Source organism: Terrisporobacter hibernicus (assembly GCF_020809405.1).
Taxonomy (GTDB): Bacteria; Bacillota; Clostridia; order Peptostreptococcales; family Peptostreptococcaceae; genus Terrisporobacter; species Terrisporobacter petrolearius.
In genome coordinates, this window is the sequence record NZ_CP081135.1 from 3,787,821 (window position 1) to 3,806,307 (window position 18,487).

The 18,487-nt window shown below is 29.6% G+C and carries 15 protein-coding genes; 12 read left to right on the top strand and 3 right to left on the bottom strand.

All coding sequences use genetic code 11. From position 1 onward, the window contains the following. Positions 1-14: 14 nt before the first annotated feature. From JW646_RS18545 to JW646_RS18580, 9 genes are all read left to right on the top strand, one after another. On the top strand, positions 15-4,346 hold the full coding sequence (locus JW646_RS18545) for a hypothetical protein (RefSeq protein ID WP_228415964.1): 4,332 nt from the start codon (positions 15-17) through the stop codon (positions 4,344-4,346). Positions 4,347-4,357: 11 nt separating this feature from the next. After that, on the top strand, positions 4,358-7,519 hold the full coding sequence (locus JW646_RS18550) for a hypothetical protein (protein ID WP_228415965.1): 3,162 nt from the start codon (positions 4,358-4,360) through the stop codon (positions 7,517-7,519). 7 nt (positions 7,520-7,526) lie between these two features. After that, a complete protein-coding gene (locus JW646_RS18555; RefSeq protein WP_228415966.1) occupies positions 7,527-7,694 on the top strand; it encodes a hypothetical protein in 168 nt (55 codons plus the stop codon). Next, positions 7,694-7,822 carry a CD1375 family protein gene (locus JW646_RS20180; RefSeq protein ID WP_255701452.1) on the top strand — a complete coding sequence of 43 codons (129 nt, stop codon included), beginning with the start codon at positions 7,694-7,696 and terminating at the stop codon, positions 7,820-7,822. The genes JW646_RS18555 and JW646_RS20180 overlap by 1 nt, the downstream gene beginning before the upstream one ends. A gap of 51 nt (positions 7,823-7,873) precedes the next feature. Further along, on the top strand, positions 7,874-11,152 hold the full coding sequence (locus JW646_RS18560; protein WP_228415967.1) for a metallophosphoesterase: 3,279 nt from the start codon (positions 7,874-7,876) through the stop codon (positions 11,150-11,152). Between the two features lie 248 nt (positions 11,153-11,400). Further along, entirely contained in the window at positions 11,401-11,586 is a 186-nt protein-coding gene (locus JW646_RS18565) for a hypothetical protein (RefSeq protein ID WP_228415968.1), read from the top strand. 80 nt (positions 11,587-11,666) lie between these two features. After that, a complete protein-coding gene (locus tag JW646_RS18570) occupies positions 11,667-12,068 on the top strand; it encodes a phage holin family protein (protein ID WP_228415969.1) in 402 nt (133 codons plus the stop codon). 2 nt (positions 12,069-12,070) lie between these two features. Next, positions 12,071-12,844 carry a peptidoglycan recognition protein family protein gene (locus tag JW646_RS18575; RefSeq protein WP_228415970.1) on the top strand — a complete coding sequence of 258 codons (774 nt, stop codon included), beginning with the start codon at positions 12,071-12,073 and terminating at the stop codon, positions 12,842-12,844. 493 nt (positions 12,845-13,337) lie between these two features. Beyond that, positions 13,338-14,864 (top strand): fibronectin type III domain-containing protein, encoded by a 1,527-nt coding sequence (locus JW646_RS18580; RefSeq protein ID WP_228415971.1) that lies wholly within the window; start codon positions 13,338-13,340, stop codon positions 14,862-14,864. A 399-nt stretch (positions 14,865-15,263) separates the two neighbouring features. Here the strand turns inward: JW646_RS18580 and JW646_RS18585 are convergent, their stop codons facing one another. Continuing rightward, positions 15,264-15,458 carry a helix-turn-helix domain-containing protein gene (locus JW646_RS18585; RefSeq protein ID WP_228415972.1) on the bottom strand — a complete coding sequence of 65 codons (195 nt, stop codon included), beginning with the start codon at positions 15,456-15,458 and terminating at the stop codon, positions 15,264-15,266. 137 nt (positions 15,459-15,595) lie between these two features. Between JW646_RS18585 and xerA the strand changes: the two genes are divergently transcribed. Then, entirely contained in the window at positions 15,596-16,591 is a 996-nt protein-coding gene (gene xerA, locus JW646_RS18590; protein WP_228415973.1) for a site-specific tyrosine recombinase/integron integrase, read from the top strand. A 40-nt stretch (positions 16,592-16,631) separates the two neighbouring features. Here xerA and JW646_RS18595 read toward each other — a convergent pair whose 3' ends face one another. Then, positions 16,632-17,144 (bottom strand): hypothetical protein, encoded by a 513-nt coding sequence (locus tag JW646_RS18595; RefSeq protein WP_228415974.1) that lies wholly within the window; start codon positions 17,142-17,144, stop codon positions 16,632-16,634. Positions 17,145-17,210: 66 nt separating this feature from the next. Beyond that, positions 17,211-17,417, bottom strand: a complete 207-nt coding sequence (locus tag JW646_RS18600) for a hypothetical protein (protein WP_228415975.1) — start codon at positions 17,415-17,417, stop codon at positions 17,211-17,213. A 249-nt stretch (positions 17,418-17,666) separates the two neighbouring features. Here JW646_RS18600 and JW646_RS18605 point away from each other — a divergent pair, with 249 nt between their 5' ends. Together JW646_RS18605 and JW646_RS18610 are read left to right on the top strand one after the other, a co-directional pair. Further along, on the top strand, positions 17,667-17,843 hold the full coding sequence (locus JW646_RS18605) for a hypothetical protein (protein ID WP_228415976.1): 177 nt from the start codon (positions 17,667-17,669) through the stop codon (positions 17,841-17,843). Positions 17,844-18,085: 242 nt separating this feature from the next. After that, entirely contained in the window at positions 18,086-18,487 is a 402-nt protein-coding gene (locus tag JW646_RS18610; RefSeq protein ID WP_228415977.1) for a hypothetical protein, read from the top strand.

Here is an 18,487-nt window from a genome sequence, read left to right on the forward strand (position 1 = left end):
GATATAACTTGGATATGGAAATTAAAATCTTGGATAAGAATAAAAAATTAAAACATATATTATCTTCTACAGAAGGAGATAATATTTTTTTTAACGATAAATACACTTCTGACCTGTCAACTGGAGCTGAAACATTTCAGACTGATACAAATTTAAGTGATATTGAAGAAGGAGAATATGTATTATTTGAATGGAATAAAAAAAATAAGATGCTTCAAATCAAAACAACTGAGGATGTTGAGCACATAGATTCTACCTTGAAAAATATATACTCTGAGTTTGTAGGAATAGAGTTATTGAATAGTTATGCAAGAGAATTTAAACATGAAGGGAATATGACTAAATTACTCGGCACTATACTTCAAGGAACTAACTACGAAATAGGATATGTTAGTCCTGATGTAGATGCAATAACAGCGTATTATTCGATTTCTGAACCTACTGCAGTGTATACTATATTACAAAACGTAATTACTTTATACGATAACTGCGAATTTGAATTTGATGTTGATGTGATAGATTGCATACTTGGCAAATATAAATTTCTTATCAATGTGTATGCCAATGGTGAACGTGGCAATAAAACTTATAAAAGATTTGAGTATAACTTTAATAGCTATGGAATGAAAAGAAAAGGTGATATTACTGACTTCTGTTCTGGACTTATTGGTGTAGGAGTAAATGGAATTACATTCAAAGACATAGAGTGGAGACCGGAAGATAACCCTCCTCTTTTCAAACCAATGGGGGATGACTTTCTAATAGACCCAGAGGCTCACGAAATGCTTAATAATGGTGGCAAAGTTATCCTAGGAAAATATAAGAGTGATGCTACCACTCCAATTGATTTATTGTGGGATACCTATTATAAATTACAAGAAATAAAGCAAACTAAATTTGATTATGATATACCAGTGTATATGACTGATGAAGATTATGAGAATACTGATTTAGGAGATACTGTATATGTAATAAATGATAAATTTGCCCCACCCGTACAATTAGAAGCTAGAATAGGATATTTAGAGATTTCTTTCACTGATAGAGACAAAAATAAAATAACCCTTTCTAATTATAAAGAAGTAAGGAGCAAAATAAAAAATATTGATAGTAATACAATTATTAAAGATACAATAGATAAACTAACAGGATTTACAGGTAAACTTACTCAAGCTGATATTGATAGAATAAGAGAGTTTTTAGCTAGTCTTGATATACAATCAGAAGAAATAGAAAAGTTATTAAAAAAGTATGAAGATAGCTTAGAAGATACCGTTACAGAAAAAACTGAAATAGCTGAAGACAGTGAAGATTATCGTGCTATTAAACTTAGTAAAATTGATGGTGGACTTTGGCTAGGTGATAACAGAATTTATGGAGTGAAAAAAAATAAATGTGCAACTATTACTAGCAAAAAAACTGAAAATACAGCTACTACCTCATCAAGCAGTGCAAGTGCTACCGAGTATAAAAATGCAGTAGCTTATTATTCTAAATTTTCATTAGGAACTAGAGCTAATTGGTCATGCATGAGTAAATTAAAAAGTAGTTCTAATAAGTATAAAATTTCTACTATAGTTAAGTACTGGAGTAAAAAATTCGGATTGGATCCAGAATTAGTATATGCAATGATTTATGGTGAAAGTAGTGGACATCCTTACCGTGCTACGAAATCTTCTGTTGGTGGATATGGATTAATGCAATGTGAAAGAGGTGCATATTTTAACAGAAAACAAACTATAAAATTCCTAGATGGAACTACTAAGAGCTTTACACCTTCTTACAATACCATGAGGCCAGGAAGCGGTGGTAAAACTACTATAAATGGTGTTAAGGTAGATAAGAATATATCGAACCAAATAATGTTTGGATGTCATGAGTTTAGAAAGTCTTTAGAAAGATTTCAATACAATATATTTGCTTCACTAGTTGGATACAACTTTGGATTAGGTGGAGCAGATTGGGTAATTTGTAAATATGTTGCTAATAAAAATAATTTGACTTTCGTAGATAGTACATTATTAAGCAAACAATCTAGTAAAGTTAAAGATTTATATTTTAAAGAACTTGAAAATATGAAATGTAGATGGAGTAATTACAGAAAAACATATAAACAACATACAGGATGGGGGACACCTACAAATATAGAATACTATTTGAGATGGTATAAGGTAGTTGATGGACAATTGCCTTATGTTTTAGATAAGAACGGCAAGAAAAGAGGTTACGGAGCAAATAAAACTTCTACTATAACAAGTAATCCAAATACAACAATAAAGACAGGTGTTGCTACTGCTGTAAGAAATAAGATTGTAGCAAAAGCTAAGGAAATAGTTAATCTTCATGTTAAATATAAAAAAGCAACTTATAATCAAACGCCAAGGACCGTAGATGACACAAAAAGAGTTAGATGGTATGGTAGACATTATGGAATGACGAATCCATATGTATATGATTGTAGTGGTTTAGTATCTTGTTCGTATTTAAATGCTGGCCTAAAATCTGCTTATGCTGGAAGTTGTAAATATGGTACTTTAGTGGCTAGCGCTACTAAGAAAAGCGGTTATAAAATGTTCAAGTTAACTAAATCTTCAATTGAGGATGCAATCGCAGGAGACATAATTATGTTTTGTAACAATAAGTGTCCTTCGTCATTTACTAGAGAACAGGCAATCAGGAAAGATTTCACTCACCATACTGCTATATATTGTGGAAAAGTAAATGGAAAGCATATGTTAGCTCATGCATCAAAGTGGGCGCATCATCCAGAAGCAATTAGATATGAGAGTTTTGATGCCTATAATAATATATTTAGAACAAAGGATTACCGATTATGGAATTATTGTTTTATATTAAGACCATGGGATTTAGCAAAAAAAGATAGTGAAGCAACTAAAGCACCAACCACAACTACAACAAATGCACCCAAGGTAGTTGAAACAAATGAGGTAAATCTAAAAGGATTAAATGGCGCAGTCCCAAGCGATTACTACAATGATAAAACTCTAGTTGAAGATATAACTATAAATAATATAAATGATGATGATAAATACCCTAAGACAGTTAGTCATGTATTTTGCCACTTTGGAATTAATGATCTAACAGATACAGGTATTGAAAATTATAAATCTCTTATTAAGGCTTTAATGGTGAAATATCCTAAGAAGCCTATTTTTATTGCAAAAGAATATCATGTTAACTCACAATACGGAAGCAACTACAAAGATATTAATATTCAAATAGATAATTTTAATAATGCGATGCTGGATTACTCAAATAGAACAAGATATGTAATATTTGTAAATACTCAATCATCAATGATAGATAGTTCAACTGGATGTATTAGTGCTTCACTAACTAATGATGGATTTAGTATGAAAGATAAGACCTCATGCGATATATATTATACTGCATATAAAAAAGCTATATTATCTCTAGCAACTCCTGTAGTAACAAGTACTTCTACATCAGTGAATGTTCTTCTTAGGACTCAGAGGACATTTAAATATAAAAAAGTAAAATCAATGCAAATAAGAATGCCTAGTCTATATGATGATAGCTTTTATAGTAGGATAATATTTACTACTGGATCTAACACAAAGTATATTCAAAGTGGTTGGTTATTTCTTATGGGAACAGATACATCAAAAGGACAGTTAATAATAAAAGACAATACAACTTATGATATAAAGGTATATTATAATCCAGACCAAGAAATATCTTCTAAAAAGTTTTTAGGAAGTGTTACAGCATATAGAAAAGGTACAGTAGCAGGAACTCAATATACATTTAAATATGCAAGTAATTTAGTGAGTTATGCTAAAACATTTTTAACTAACAAAAGTAAATTTGCATATAACAATACTACTCCATTAGATTATTCAGAACCTTTAACAAACATAGCTAATTGGAAAGATAGTAACGGTAAAATGCATATAGATGATTCAGCTTTCTTGAATTATGTACTCATGGGATATGATTACAAAACTTCTCATTTTGGCAATCAAACTGCAAGAAATCATAGGAAAAAAAATGAAAAAGTCAATTGGGCACAATCTTATGTAGGGCATGAAGCAAATATAGCAAAATACTTTGTTGAAAAAGGGTGGATAGTTCATCAAGCTGACATAACAAATTATACTAACTTAAAAGCTGGGGACATACTTTTCATGGACTCAGATTCAGTTAATAATAATGAGTTTATGGGAATATCTCATACAGCTATATATGTAGGAAATAAAGAAGTTATTGAATGTACTAATAATAGTAATGTTGTGCAACAAGTAAATGTAAGTACATTATCAAGTAAAAATGTACTGTTTGTAGGTAGAATAAAAATAACTTAGGAGGTTGTCAAATGCTTACTGACATAGATAAGGAGTTTGACACTCCTGAAATTGATGAAAATGGAGAGCTTATAGAAACAATTGAAGAGGATGATGTATTCATAGAAGAAGATTTAGGATTAGAAGAACAGCCGGATTCATTCTATGAAGGTGTTGAAAATGATATTGTGCAAGAAGGTGAAGAGGAAGAAGAGTTTGACAATATACAGGAAGTTACAGTAGAAGCAAAAGAAAATTACGAAAATGCAAAAGAACAACTTGTAGCTATATTCACATCGATACTCGAAAAGGGAGAAATAACTGCAGAAGACAATGTAGAAATTGAACAAGTTAAAGAACAGTATTCAGAAGCTTATAACTCAATTAAGGAAAATACAGAAGTAATACAAAAGAAAACATTAGAAGAAAGAGTACAAGAATTAGCAGATGGAATGGTTGGAGCGACTACTGATGAAATACTCAATATATTAACTGATGATGGAAGGAAACCTTGGCTATACAAAGATGATGATGGCAATGTGCTTATGGATGGAACTGCAATACCAGAATTAACAGTATTAGTACAAAAGTTAAATCTTATTGCTACAGATGGAGAAAATGAAGGAGAAATACAGTTAACTCCAAATTTTATTAACATGGTAGTTAAAGATACAGGTGCAGGTAATTCCGTAAATAAAATAGTAAATAAATACTATTTATCTACATCTAAAACTGAATTAATTGGAGGAACCTGGGTAGATGTACTACCAACTCCATCTGAGCAAGAAGGTAAGTTTCTATGGATAAAAACTGTTACAACGTTCTTAGACAAAGATAAATTACCTCAAGAAACAACTCCAATATGCATATCTGGTCAAGATGGTTCGAATGGAAAAGATGGACTTAATGGAGCAGATGGTGTAGACGGCAAGGATGGAGTTAGTTTGACTTATAAAGGAGAATTTACTGCACATCCTTCTAATCCACAAAATGGCTGGTATTACAGAAATACTACAGAAGGCAAAACTTTTGTATATCAAGATGATAATTGGTATCAAATGACAGTTGATGGTCAAGATGGACTAAATGGTAATAATGGTAAAGACGGCCTATCAATTGAATATAAAGGAGAGTTATCAAGTCCTCCTAGTAATCCTGTTAAAAATTGGACATATAAAGATTCTGATAATGGTGTTGTATATATCTACACTGGTTTAGCATGGGAAGTTATGACTTATGATGGAAGTAATGGACAAGACGGGGCCAACGGTCAAAATGGACTTAGCATATTCGTGACTTACAATGATAGTGCAACTCAACCTGCTACACCTACAGGAAATGGAACTACGAATGGTTGGCATACAAATGTAACTTCAAGTGTGATATGGATGTCTCAAAAAGTTGCTAGTAGTTCTACAACTGGAACATGGGGTGTACCTATTAAAATACAAGGAAAAGATGGTCAAGATGGCGCATCTGTTCAAGAAGTTATAATTCAATATTCGAAAAACACAAGCACTATAAATGCTCCTGCAGATGGTTGGGGTACAAGTATGCCTTCTTATCAAGAGGGTTATTTTTTATGGATTAGAACTAGAATTAAATATAGTAATAACGCTAATTATGTGTATTCTACACCTATTTGTGACCAGTCGTGGAAAGCTAATGCAGAAGTATATACTCAGTATAAACAATTGAAAGAAAAGTTTTCTTGGATAGTAAAAAGTGGAACAAGTGAATCTAATATGGAGTTAACAGATGCTTTATTTAAAGTATTAACAGAAACTATAAGTTTAACCGCTAAAAACATAAATTTGAATGGTTACATAAGTAATGATGGGGGAAACTTTGCATTAGATCAACAAGGAAATATGGATGTTCAAGACTTAAGAGTAAAAGGTGAATTATATTGTACAAATTTAGCTATTACTACTTTTAATAATCCTAAATATCCAGAAGCTTTAGATGGAAGTATGAATATAAATATAGATGAGACAAATGGAAATGATGATATAGAATTAGAAGACGGAGCTACATTTCAAACCATAGGTGGATTTTTTAATAAATGCCCTAAGAATCTTAATGGCAGAACAATAAATGTTAGTTTTAAAACTGATATTACGGAAAATGTAAGTAGCAGTTATTTTTATTGTGGCAGAATTAGATTTTACTGTGAAGGACATAAAATTAGCGGATGGGTAAGAATAGAATCTATTCCAACATTAACTCAAATGTTTGGAGGAAGTGTTGAAGATCCTTACGGTGCTATTGGTAGTATTATGCCTTATATCGGACTTAACCAAGGCGGTGTATCAGCGTCTTTTGTGAACTATGGAAGCGTTAATACTTCATTATACAATATGAAAGTTTATAAAGCTGCTAACTTAGCAAGTGGGTGTACAGAGAGCGTTGCAGTAGCAAGTGGTAATAACGGTTATACATATGTGAGTAATGTAACTCCTATAAACTGTGAGTATGGTTTTAGAACTAATTCTCACGGAAGAATACACTCAGATAGTAGTGGTGGTAAAGCTAGTAAATATGGATTTATATCAGTAAGTGGTGGATACATCACATTAAGTAATGGAAGTCATACAGGAGGAACTAAAGATAATACATATTTTAGTAGTGGAGGGCAAGTTATACCAGGAAGTGGTGCAACGTTTGTAGGAACGGCAGAAAGTGGAAGTAATACAAGTACTACCGTTAATACAACAAAATCAGTTACATATACGAGTAATAGTGGTAATACTTATAGAACTACATACTCAAGCTGGAGAAACGATGGTGGTGTAATACAAGGTAATGCTTATGGATCTGGAAACTGTATAGGATATTGGTTCTTTGGTTCACAATTCCTAGACTTAAAAGGTTGTAGTGAAATAAGCAAAGTTGTACTAAAAGTTAATAGACTAAAAATTGGGGCTTGGAGTAGCAAATTAAGTCTTATGCTAGGTTTTCATAATCAAACAGGAAAACAAACAACTCCTTATATGCCAGCTTATTTCCAATCTACTGATATAGGAGCTTATAGTGGGGACTATGTAAGTATTACTATTACTAATCAAACAGTATTAGATAGAATTAAAGCAGGTACTTTAAAAGGATTTGCATTATATGATAGTAATTTTGCAAGTGGTAGTTATGGAGGCTGTAGCGGTACGGCTAAGGTTACAATAACATATAAGGAGTAGTGATAACATGGCAAATGAATTTGATGATTATATACCTAGTGTAGAAGAACAACAAGCAATGTTAGATAGAGATCAACCATCAACTATAAGTTTAAATGAAAATGAGAGACTAGAAATTTTAGAGAGTGCTATGCAAGATTTAATAATTTCAACTATGGAAGGAGGTATAGTGTAATGGCAAATTTTTTAGCATATAGAATAATGTACGATTATATGACTTATAAACAAGTACCAACAAGTTTAAAAGTTCAAGTAAAAGAAATATTAATCCAAAGTGGTTGTGAACACTTAGTAATAGAGTAAGAGCCTAATAAATGTAGGCTCTTTTATTTTGCAAAAGAAAGGAGATAATCAATGTCATATTTAGATCGAAAGGACTTGCTTTCTGCAGACCTTATGAGTAGAAGCATAACAAAAGAAGGTAGTATTAAGTATTACAACACCGACAAAAATGTTGCAAACATATATATGAAATTGATGGCAACAAGTTCAGATGGAGTGCAAAAAGAAGTAGCAGTAGATGAAGCAAGTAATTATACAGTAAAAATTGATGTAATAAAACCTAAAACTAATCAGATTCGAACAGTTCCAGGAGTATTAAGTACTGATTTGACAGATGAAACTTGTGCAATATGGAAATTTGAGTTAGGTGAAGATTTTACTAATCAAATCGGAGAAGTAATATGCCAAACATATATAAAGAACTCAACTCAAAATTTAACAATGAAGTATTTTGCTTATACTGTTGAAGCAGATAAACTTACTGGGTTAAATTCTGAAATAGTAACAGATCCAGATTTACCTATATTGAAACAATTAATAAAAGAAGTCAAAGAAACAGCACAGACTGTAAATAACATAGATGATGTAAATATAACTGATACAAAGACGTTTTCAAATAAGAAAATAGATGAAAAATTCACTAACGTTGATGTGCAATTTAATACGATTGTGCAGGAAAAAGCAGATAAAGCCACTACAACAAATATACAAACTCAAGTTGATAATATAGAGTTTAACAAAGCTACAAAACAAGAAGTTGAAGTAGAAAGACAAAGGATAAATTCTTTTACTACTTTGACTACAGGTTCTACTACAGGAGATGCTGAATTAATAGATGGAAGAATTGGAGCAGACGGTAACACTTATGCGAATATTGGTAATGCTATTAGAACACAAATAGGTGATTTAAATGATATAAACGATATAATTAATAATAAAATATTTGATGATGTTTATTTTACGAACTGGTATAATAAGAACGCTCAAATTAATATAACAAAAAATACAATTAACTTTGTAGATAGTACTACTTGTATAAGTACCGCAGATTCATTAGTAAACTCTGATAATTTTCCAAAAGGAACAACGATAACTTACGAGGTGGCATATGGGTATAAAGTCAATATATATGTTGTAAATAAAGGCAATGGACAAGTAGTAGGAAAATATACAGAAAAAACTGCTAACAAAGTATTCACATCAACAAGTGATAACTTAAAGGTTCATGCTACATTATTCAAATCAGACGGTTCAACAATAACAATTTCAGAATGTAATAATTTAACAACAATTATATCGACTCCTATAAAAAATACAATTTCACAATTAGAAAAAGATATTTTAACTCTTAAAAAAGAACATTTTATACTAGAAAAATCAAAACCAATAACGCCATATTATCTTACATGGACAGGATTTAATAACTATTTTACAACTATTGATAACATAAGATATTATACAGGTCATGCTGATGAAGGATACAATAATGGTAGTATAAGATATGCTTTCTTTGAAAGTGATATATATGGTGGCAAAATATCCATAACTATGGATACAACTAAAATAAGTAAAGCAAATTTCACATTTGTATTTATTGATAAAAATGAAAAAATGGCTAAAACTGTATTTTCAGATGCATACATGGACGATATAAATGGTGAATTTTCAGTTGTAACAGATGCTATGTATGATAAAATGAACTATTATTATAATTTCCGTTATTTAAAATTAAACGGAAATTTAGATGTGGTAGTTCCAAAGAACCATCGTGCTCTTGTAATTATTGAACTTGTAACGTGTGTTGGAAATAGTGTAAACACAACAGATGATACTACAAAAAGAACTAGTTCAGCAATTGCAATTCACGATAATAGTGCTATAACTGTCACAGCTTACGCTGATACACAAAAATATGAAACCTCAACTGATTTATCACTTGGAGGAACAATGGTAAAACCATTAGACGCTTTTTTATCTTTTGGATTAAACTCGGAAGTTGCAAATTGGTTATGGAGTGCTAAAGAATCATGGATGACAGCATGGAACGGTAGTACAAAAAAAATTCCTATTATTGTTGTTAGTGATGTACATGGCACATGGCAACAAGGAGAGCCAATATTTAAATATCTTTCACACATAGTTCCTTGGGATAATGTATCTAAATTTATAAATCTTGGAGATGCTGTATTTAATAATACTAAATATAATACAGATGGTTCAGAGGAAGTATACAATACAATGAAGGCTGTATTGGATGGTATTCCCAAAGAAAAACAAATGAATATTCTTGGTAACCATGATGTATTTAAATTAGAATCCCCTACTTGGATATCTGATATGGATATAACTAATTTATATTTTACAAATCCAGGGGCTAAATATTTTAATGATGCAACTGGTGATTTTGTATTATATGATAATAGATTTAATGTAAAATACGTTTGTGTAAATGGTTGGGAATTTGTAGACACCAGAACATATGCTAATACGTCAGACCAAATAGATTCAATTATTAAAGAATTAGAAAGAAATGATGGATATGATATTATTTTTATTTCGCATTGTCCATTAGCGATTGAAAAACAAAAAAGTAATGTAATTAGAACAACACAAAGAGATTATGCTTTTGATTCTTATAACTGGGCAGTTTGGGAAAAAAACGATAATCTTGCCGTAGAATTATGGAATGGTATTGCTAATAAGCAAGCAGGGACAGTACTTGATTCTTATGGTAATCCACATAGTTTTGATTTTACTAATCTTGACGGAAATGTATTATGTGGATTGCATGGTCATACTCACACAAACGGTTGGTATCATGTAGGACAAAGTGGTACTGGAGTACTTGACATTTTGTTTAAAAACATGTATTTCGATATAAATAGTGATGCTTGCATTGATAGCTTATATAACTATACTTCAAAGAGTGGTGCAGTAGCATATATGGCGAATTCTTATACAGTTACATTTGCATTAATTGACCGTAAAAATAGTGATGTTGAAATTTGGAACGTATCAGGGGCTTCAAAAGGAAACGGTGAAATATATGGATTAAATCATTGGAAAGCCCCATTTACTTATACGCCAAGTACTACACTTAATTTATCTTCTAATAGTGAAAATAAATTTGTTGGAGATGAAATTATTTTAACGGCGACAATAGATAGTACGAGTGAAGCTGTTGTGTGGAAATCTAGTGATGAAACTATACTGAAAGTATGGGCTGATTATTTAGATGGTAATATTGGTACAACAGCAAAGGTTTATTGTATCAACACTGGTACAGCCACAATTACTGCTATAAATGAATCGGGTACTGTTGTTGCATCATGCAACGTTACGGTGTCTTAGTACATTATCTAATACACAATTTGAATCAATTGCGCAATAAGTTTAGTTACTATCAATAGTGTCAATAATCACTACCGAGGTGATTATGTGGACTTAGTAACAGGGTTATTTATATATTTAGCAAGTATATTTGTGGTGTTAGTTATATCTTTATTTGTAATGATAGGATTATTTAAGGGCTTATAGAAGGAATATCCTCCTAATATGTAGAATTAGTTAGAAAAATATATATTATGGGGGATTTAGTTATGAATAGTTTTACAGATATTAAAGGATTTAAAGTTATAATGCAAGATGATGCTGATGTTGAAGTAGATACTATAACGGATATAGTTAGCGAAGAAATTACAGATTATATGGTTTATGTAAATAACAAAGGATACCAAGCATCAAAAGAAGTATATGATGCAGTTAAAAAGAAATATAAATTATAAGATTATATTTTAGTTTATAAAAAAGGATCTAATTAATTTTAGGTCCTTTTTTAATGCAAAAAACGAAAGGAGAAAAGGAAATGGAAAAATATTTTAATGAAATAAGTGTAGGGTTTGGTTTAATAGGTGGTTTTATTTGCAAGTTCTTAGGAGGTTGGGATATGTTACTAAAAGCAATTGTAATATTAGTTGTACTAGATTATGTAACAGGATTATTAAAGGCTATATATAACAAATCCCTATCAAGTGAAATAGGATTTAAAGGGTTGATTAGAAAAATAATTATATTTGTTGTAATAGCAACTGCTTATGTTATCCAAGGTATAGTAGGAGATGCAATACCACTTAGAGAAATAACAATACTATTTTTTATAGCTAATGAATCTTTATCATTGCTTGAAAATGCTGGTGAGTTTGTACCTATCCCAGATAAATTAAAAGATACTCTTATTCAATTAAGAGACAATAAGGAGGTAAAATAGTTATGAGCTATATTAATAATGGAGTAATAAAGAATGGGTCTAAAATAGGAACTGCTACTGTTGATAGTTCTGGTTTATTAAAAAAAGGATGGATGATACCTTATGTATCATTTACACCATCATCTGTTACAATACATGAGACAGATATGCCTAATGTATCTTCAGAACAAATATACAAATCATTAAAGAATGGAAACAGTGATACAAGTAGAAAGCAAGCATCTTTTCAGATTTGTGTATCTGCAACAAAAATTATGCAGTGTGTAAATTTATATAGAACTTGTTGGCATGCAGGAAATAGAACAGGAAGTTCAACTAGTATAGGGATAGAAGTTGTTCAATATGATGATAAAGCATTACAAGAAAAAGCTTATAAGAATGCAGCTGAATTAGTAAAAATTATATTAGCAGAAATTAAAACAGTTAAAAAAGTAGTACAACACAACTATTGGAGCGGAAAGAACTGCCCAAGTAAACTAAGAGCCAAATGGAAAGGCTATACTTGGGATTGGTTTACTAATTTAGTATATTCGAAAGAAAAATATGTACAGTTAAAAAATGGAGATTACAACAAGAAAGCAATAGTAATAACTCCTACACTTAATGTAAGAAAATCAAGACCAGATAAGAATGGAAAGCTTGGTAAATATGATTTTAAATTAAAAGAAGGAGATATTATAGAAGTAGGATATGTTCTTAATGGATGGGCTTCTATTTGGGTAGAAGGTGATATGGGTTACATAAATACTAGTAGTAAGTATATAAAATTAGTATAAATAAAATAGCTAGGAAGGATTATATTATCCAACCTAGCTATTTTTGAAATTATTTTGCTTTTTTATTACTTCTTCTATTTGATCATCCCTCTAAATGTATATTATCAAGAGTATTTTTTATTTATATATTAGAGTTACAAAACTTCAATATGCTACACATGAGTACTATATAATAACTATTTATAACTCAATCATGCGTTTGTAAAAAGATATGAAGCTTTAAAAGAGCCATATAACAATAAAAGTAAGAAGGTAATATATTCATAAAGATGTTGTATATTCTGTTTTAGAGTTATAAAAATGAATATTATGAATTTGCATGATGAACTAGTACAGTTAATACAGTGTGAAAGTAGTCTAAATAAGGTGAACACTATCAGCTAAAAGGAGATATAAATATAAGAAAAAATATGTCATTATAAATCAAATATGTTAATATTTAACATATAGGGATTATTCTTCCCAAAGGATATATTATTAAAGGGGGATTTATATGAAATTTAAAAAATTAGCAAGTATAGTATTAAGTGGGGTTTTAATAGTAAGTAATATAATGCTACCGAGTACAACTTTTGCAAATGAGATTAGTAGTAACGTTGAAGTTAATAACGTTAATGAGTCTCTATCAACACCAACAATTAGATTAAGTGCAAATACAGTCTGGTTTTATTGGAATAAAATTGAAAATGCTATGGGATACAAAGTTTTTAGGTCAACTAGTGAATATGGTGAATATGAAGAAGTAGCAGAGGTTGAAAACCTTGGCGACGATAGTATAGAGAGTACACGTTATATTATGAGTGATTTACCAAAAGAACAAACATTTTATTTTAAAATAAAAGCGTATAATGTCTTACCTTCAAACGAAATTATTTATAGTGATTATAGCAATGTTATTTCAGTAAAACATACATTATTTGCCCCTAACCATGTAACGGTGTGCCCAATAAATGGTAGTTGCAATAAAGTTACATGGGACAAGTCTTATGGAGCAGAAGGATATAAAATATTTAGGTCTACAAATAAATATAATGGGTATGAATTGATTGGGACTGTTAAATATATAGGAGAAAATACACAAACCTTTGAAGATACAAATGTAGTCGCAAATCAAATATACTACTATAAAATAGCAAGTTATGTTATAGTAGACGGAGTTGAAGTACTAAGTGATTTAACAGGAAGAGTTGAAATATTAACTAAATTACAAACTCCAACAATAACAGTGACTAATTTAAAGAACACCAATACGATAAAGTGGGATGAAGTACATGATGCTAGTGGTTATAAAATATTATACTCTAACGCTGATGGTGGCTACGTTGAATTAGCTGATATAAAAAATGGTGATACTTTATCTTATACTCACAAAGGATTAGAATATGGAAAAACTTATTACTATAAAGTAAAGGCATATAATTCAGAAAATAATAGTATTGAGTCTAAATCTTCATACGCAACTGCAAAACTTACATTAACCTCAACAAAAGCTAAGGCTACTCCAAATACTTATAGCTCAAATAAAATTACATGGAATAAAGTATCAGAGGCTGATGGATATGAAGTTTATAAAGCCACAAGCAAGACTGGAACATATTCAAAAGTAAAAACAACAAGTAGCTTAAGTTATATAAATACAAGTTTAACAACAGGAAAAACTTATTACTATAAAGTAAGAACATATAGAGTAGTTAATGGTAAAAAAATATACAGTAGTTACTCTAATACTGTATCTGCAAAACCAGTATTAAAGACTCCTAATGTGACATTAAAGGCAGGAAGTAAGAAAATCACTATTAAATGGATTAAAATAAATGGTGCAAAGGGGTATAAAATTTATAGAAGCACAAGTAAAAACGGTAAATATAGCTTAATAAAAACTACTACTAGCTCAAGCTACACTAATAGTAAATTAAAAAAAGGTGGTAGATATTATTACAAAGTAAGGGCTTATAGAATTGTAAATGGCAAGACAATATATGGAAATTACAGTCCGATTAAAAACACAAAAGCTATGTAAATGATATTATAGGCTTACAATAATTACCAAAGGTTTAGTTGGGCGGTGCTTTAAACAATATAACTTAATTTAATTATTATAATAAATATGTAAATTATTTCCTAAAATCGTAACAAGTCTTAAAATTTCTGTTTAACAAATAGTTTGATAATAAAAAGAGTGAATGCATCGAAATTACTATATTTATTTACATTTACTATTTTTTATATTTAAATAAAAAATAAGGTGGCTTTCCGTTAGCCACCTTAAAGTAATGAAACAATAAAAATAATTTTTAAATAATAGGTACTATTATAATATGTATAGGACCTTTGAAGTATGTCCATAATTTTAATAATCCGTGTTATAGTGCAATTTTAAAAGACTGGTAGGGAAATAAAGTTCCTTACCAGTCTTTTTTTATTTTTTGACAAAGCTTATTTCAAGTTCTCTACCTAAAGCAGCTGCTATTTCCTCTAAATCACTTATAGTTGGATTATTCCTTTTAAATTTCTTAGATAAATTAGGTTGAGAAGTACTCAATTTTTCAGCTAGGCTAACCATATTCATATTTTCATCTATCATAATTTTCTTTATTTCTTTTATAATATCCATAACATCACCCCTTCTATAATATTATAACTAAAATGGAATAAAAAATAAATAAAAAGTTATAATTTTGTTGCAAATATAACTAAAAAGAAATATTATATAACTAATGATATATATAAGAACGAAAAGGGGGAATGTTTGTGGAAACAAATAATGAAAAATTTATAACGAAATGCGTTTGTGAAATAGGGGAAAGTCTTGAATTATCTATTGATTCACAACAAAGAGTGTTAGATACAATATATAAATGTACATTAAATTACGATATCTATGAAATAGAAGAAGAAAAGAGTTCTTTTTCAGAAATATTAAATCTTTATATTCAAACAAAGAAAATAGAAGGACTTGAAAAAGGCACATTGCAAAATAGATATTATCTTTTAAGAGAATTGGACAAATATCTAAATAAATCATATGACAAAATTACATTATCGGACTTAAGGATGTACATAATGCATAAGCAAGAAAAACTTAAAGTTACATCTGTAAACGGTATAATAACTCAAATAAAAACTTTTTTTGCGTGGCTAGTGGATGAAGATTACATAGAAAAGAACCCTGCTAAAAAACTAAAGAAATCTAAAGAACCTACTAGATTAGTTAAGTCTCTTAATACTATAAATTTAGAGAAACTTAGAATAAATTGTACTAAGGATAGAGACAGAGCTATAGTTGAGTTTGCTTTTGCAACAGGTATGAGGGTAAGTGAAATAAAAGAAGTTAATATAAAAGATTTAGATATGTCAAATAACTGCATAATCACTATAGGCAAAGGCGATAAGGAAAGAAAAACATTTTTTTCAGATAAAACTAAATTCTATTTAGAAAGATATTTAAGCACCAGAACTGATAATAATAAAGCCTTATTTGTATCAGTAAGAAAACCTTATGGAAGATTAAGCTCAAGGGCGATGCAGGATATAATATCCAAGATAAAGAAAAAAGCTGGAATAGAAGCTAAGGTTACACCTCATGTGTTAAGACATACAATGGCCACAAAGATGATAGAAGGAGGAGCAGATATAACAACAGTGCAAGCATTATTAGGGCACCAAAGTATTACTACGACTCAAATTTATGCAGAAACTAGTATGGATAAAGTAAGATATCAATATAAACAATGTCTAAATATATAAAGCGTAAAAGGCTAACATATTTCTATGTTAGCCTTTTTTATTATTCTTTGTTAGAATCCCAGTACTCTTCACTTTGTTGAGCTTTTTTATTAGATTTTAACCACTCTTTATAGCTTACTTCTTTTCCATTTATATAATATTTAGTTTTCTGTTCATCTGTATTTTTATCTTCGTCTTCTTTAAAACTATCCCAATATTCTTTATCCCTTGTATCTGCATCAGGATCATAAACATAACCTTCATCTTGTTTTTTGCCTTCTTCGCCTAAATGAGTACCATCTTTAATATATCCGTCTTGATTTTCTTTTTTAGTATTCTTTTTAGTAGATTTTTTAATTGATTTAGTACCAGATTCACTTCCGGAAGAAGTTTTATCAGATGATTTATCGGACTCATTTGATGACTTATCAGTTTCTTTTTCATTATTATTATCTTTATTTTGTTCAACTTTTGTATCTTCATTTGGTTCATCCTTAGTAGTATTACTATTAGTGCATCCAGATAAACCAATACAAATTACTCCACTTATTATAAAACTTAATATTTTCTTCATTATATACACCCCTTATTTAATATAGTAGCAGAAAAGACTAGAGAAGTTAATCTCTAGTCATAAATACTACATTATATAGTATTTATTTTCTTTATTATCAAATTGTTTTAGAATGACATTATTTAAGTCATATAAACGAGCTTCTATTTGTTCATCGTCAACTTTATCAACGCAAATCTCATTATATAGTTGCAAAGCTTCATCGTATCCATATTCTTCACTAAAGAACTCATTACCTTCTAAATCACACCAACTAACTTTATATTCTTTCATTATATATCCTCCTTATTTTTTACTTGCTTATATATATGCAATAATTAATCAAGAGTTGACTAACAATAATTAAAAAATAAATAATTTTTTTATAATTTCAATGTAACAATTAACTAACATTAACATATATTTAATTAACAATATAAAAAGTAAAAAAGGGTATTAGTTAAAAATTGTATAACTAATTATTAGGTACTATTTAAGAATTATTTAATTAACAATAGAATAAATTTTAGAGAGGTGATAGTTATGGCAAATAGAAACAATAAACCTATAGTTATACCAGTATCTTTTAAAACATCAACTTTAGATGATAAGATGTTACTGGATTGGTTAGAAGATAAGTTTGAAGTATACGGAAAAAGTAATTATATTAAACAAGTTTTAAAAGCAGAAATGAAAAGAGAAATAGAAAAAAATGAATAATAAAAGAGTGCCCCTACGGTCAAATAGATAGCACTCTTAAGGTATGTGAACTGCATATAAATACAATTCTCTTATTACTTCTATAATAATTTATAAAAACCCTTCTATTTAAAATAGAATCTTTTCTATCATATCTAAAGCAAGAGCACATCCAAACCAAAATATCGCTTCACCCATAATATGCATTCACCGTCCTATAATTTTGTAGTTATATTTTATACAGATTCAAGGAGGTTTATACAATGTTATCAAAAAAGTGTTGTACAGAAAGCTATACAATTAGTGAGTTTATGCAATTAGATAATCACGAACTAAACTTAATAGATAGATTTTTAGGAAATCTTAAGAAGAATAAAAAAGAGTATACTAAGTTAGTATTTTTATTAGCTGTATTTTTAAATAATAACAATAATATCTATGCAGAAAGTTTAGAAGCTGGATTAGGAACTGCAGCAAGTGAAATAATACACATGGTATTGATATTTGGTAAATATGGATGCTTAGGTATAGGAATAAAATCAATGATAGAGGAAATGTTGCAAGGCGCAAATATAAAAGAAGCTACAGGAGCTGGGTTGCAATATTTTATATTCTATATTGTGTTACAGTTGTATCCTAAATTATTTTCTATGATTAAATTTTAA

Bases quoted from the DNA above. Each gene is read 5' to 3' on its own strand.
- JW646_RS18565 (WP_228415968.1), top strand. From the start codon at position 11,401: ATGAATAGTTTTACAGATATTAAAGGATTTAAAGTTATAATGCAAGAT.
- JW646_RS18560 (WP_228415967.1), top strand. From the start codon at position 7,874: ATGTCATATTTAGATCGAAAGGACTTGCTTTCTGCAGACCTTATGAGT.
- JW646_RS18605 (WP_228415976.1), top strand. From the start codon at position 17,667: ATGGCAAATAGAAACAATAAACCTATAGTTATACCAGTATCTTTTAAA.
- JW646_RS18575 (WP_228415970.1), top strand. From the start codon at position 12,071: ATGAGCTATATTAATAATGGAGTAATAAAGAATGGGTCTAAAATAGGA.
- JW646_RS20180 (WP_255701452.1), top strand. From the start codon at position 7,694: ATGGCAAATTTTTTAGCATATAGAATAATGTACGATTATATGACTTAT.
- JW646_RS18550 (WP_228415965.1), top strand. From the start codon at position 4,358: ATGCTTACTGACATAGATAAGGAGTTTGACACTCCTGAAATTGATGAA.
- JW646_RS18595 (WP_228415974.1), bottom strand. From the start codon at position 17,144: ATGAAGAAAATATTAAGTTTTATAATAAGTGGAGTAATTTGTATTGGT.
- JW646_RS18600 (WP_228415975.1), bottom strand. From the start codon at position 17,417: ATGAAAGAATATAAAGTTAGTTGGTGTGATTTAGAAGGTAATGAGTTC.
- JW646_RS18570 (WP_228415969.1), top strand. From the start codon at position 11,667: ATGGAAAAATATTTTAATGAAATAAGTGTAGGGTTTGGTTTAATAGGT.
- JW646_RS18585 (WP_228415972.1), bottom strand. From the start codon at position 15,458: ATGGATATTATAAAAGAAATAAAGAAAATTATGATAGATGAAAATATG.
- JW646_RS18580 (WP_228415971.1), top strand. From the start codon at position 13,338: ATGAAATTTAAAAAATTAGCAAGTATAGTATTAAGTGGGGTTTTAATA.
- JW646_RS18610 (WP_228415977.1), top strand. From the start codon at position 18,086: ATGTTATCAAAAAAGTGTTGTACAGAAAGCTATACAATTAGTGAGTTT.
- JW646_RS18545 (WP_228415964.1), top strand. From the start codon at position 15: ATGGAAATTAAAATCTTGGATAAGAATAAAAAATTAAAACATATATTA.
- JW646_RS18555 (WP_228415966.1), top strand. From the start codon at position 7,527: ATGGCAAATGAATTTGATGATTATATACCTAGTGTAGAAGAACAACAA.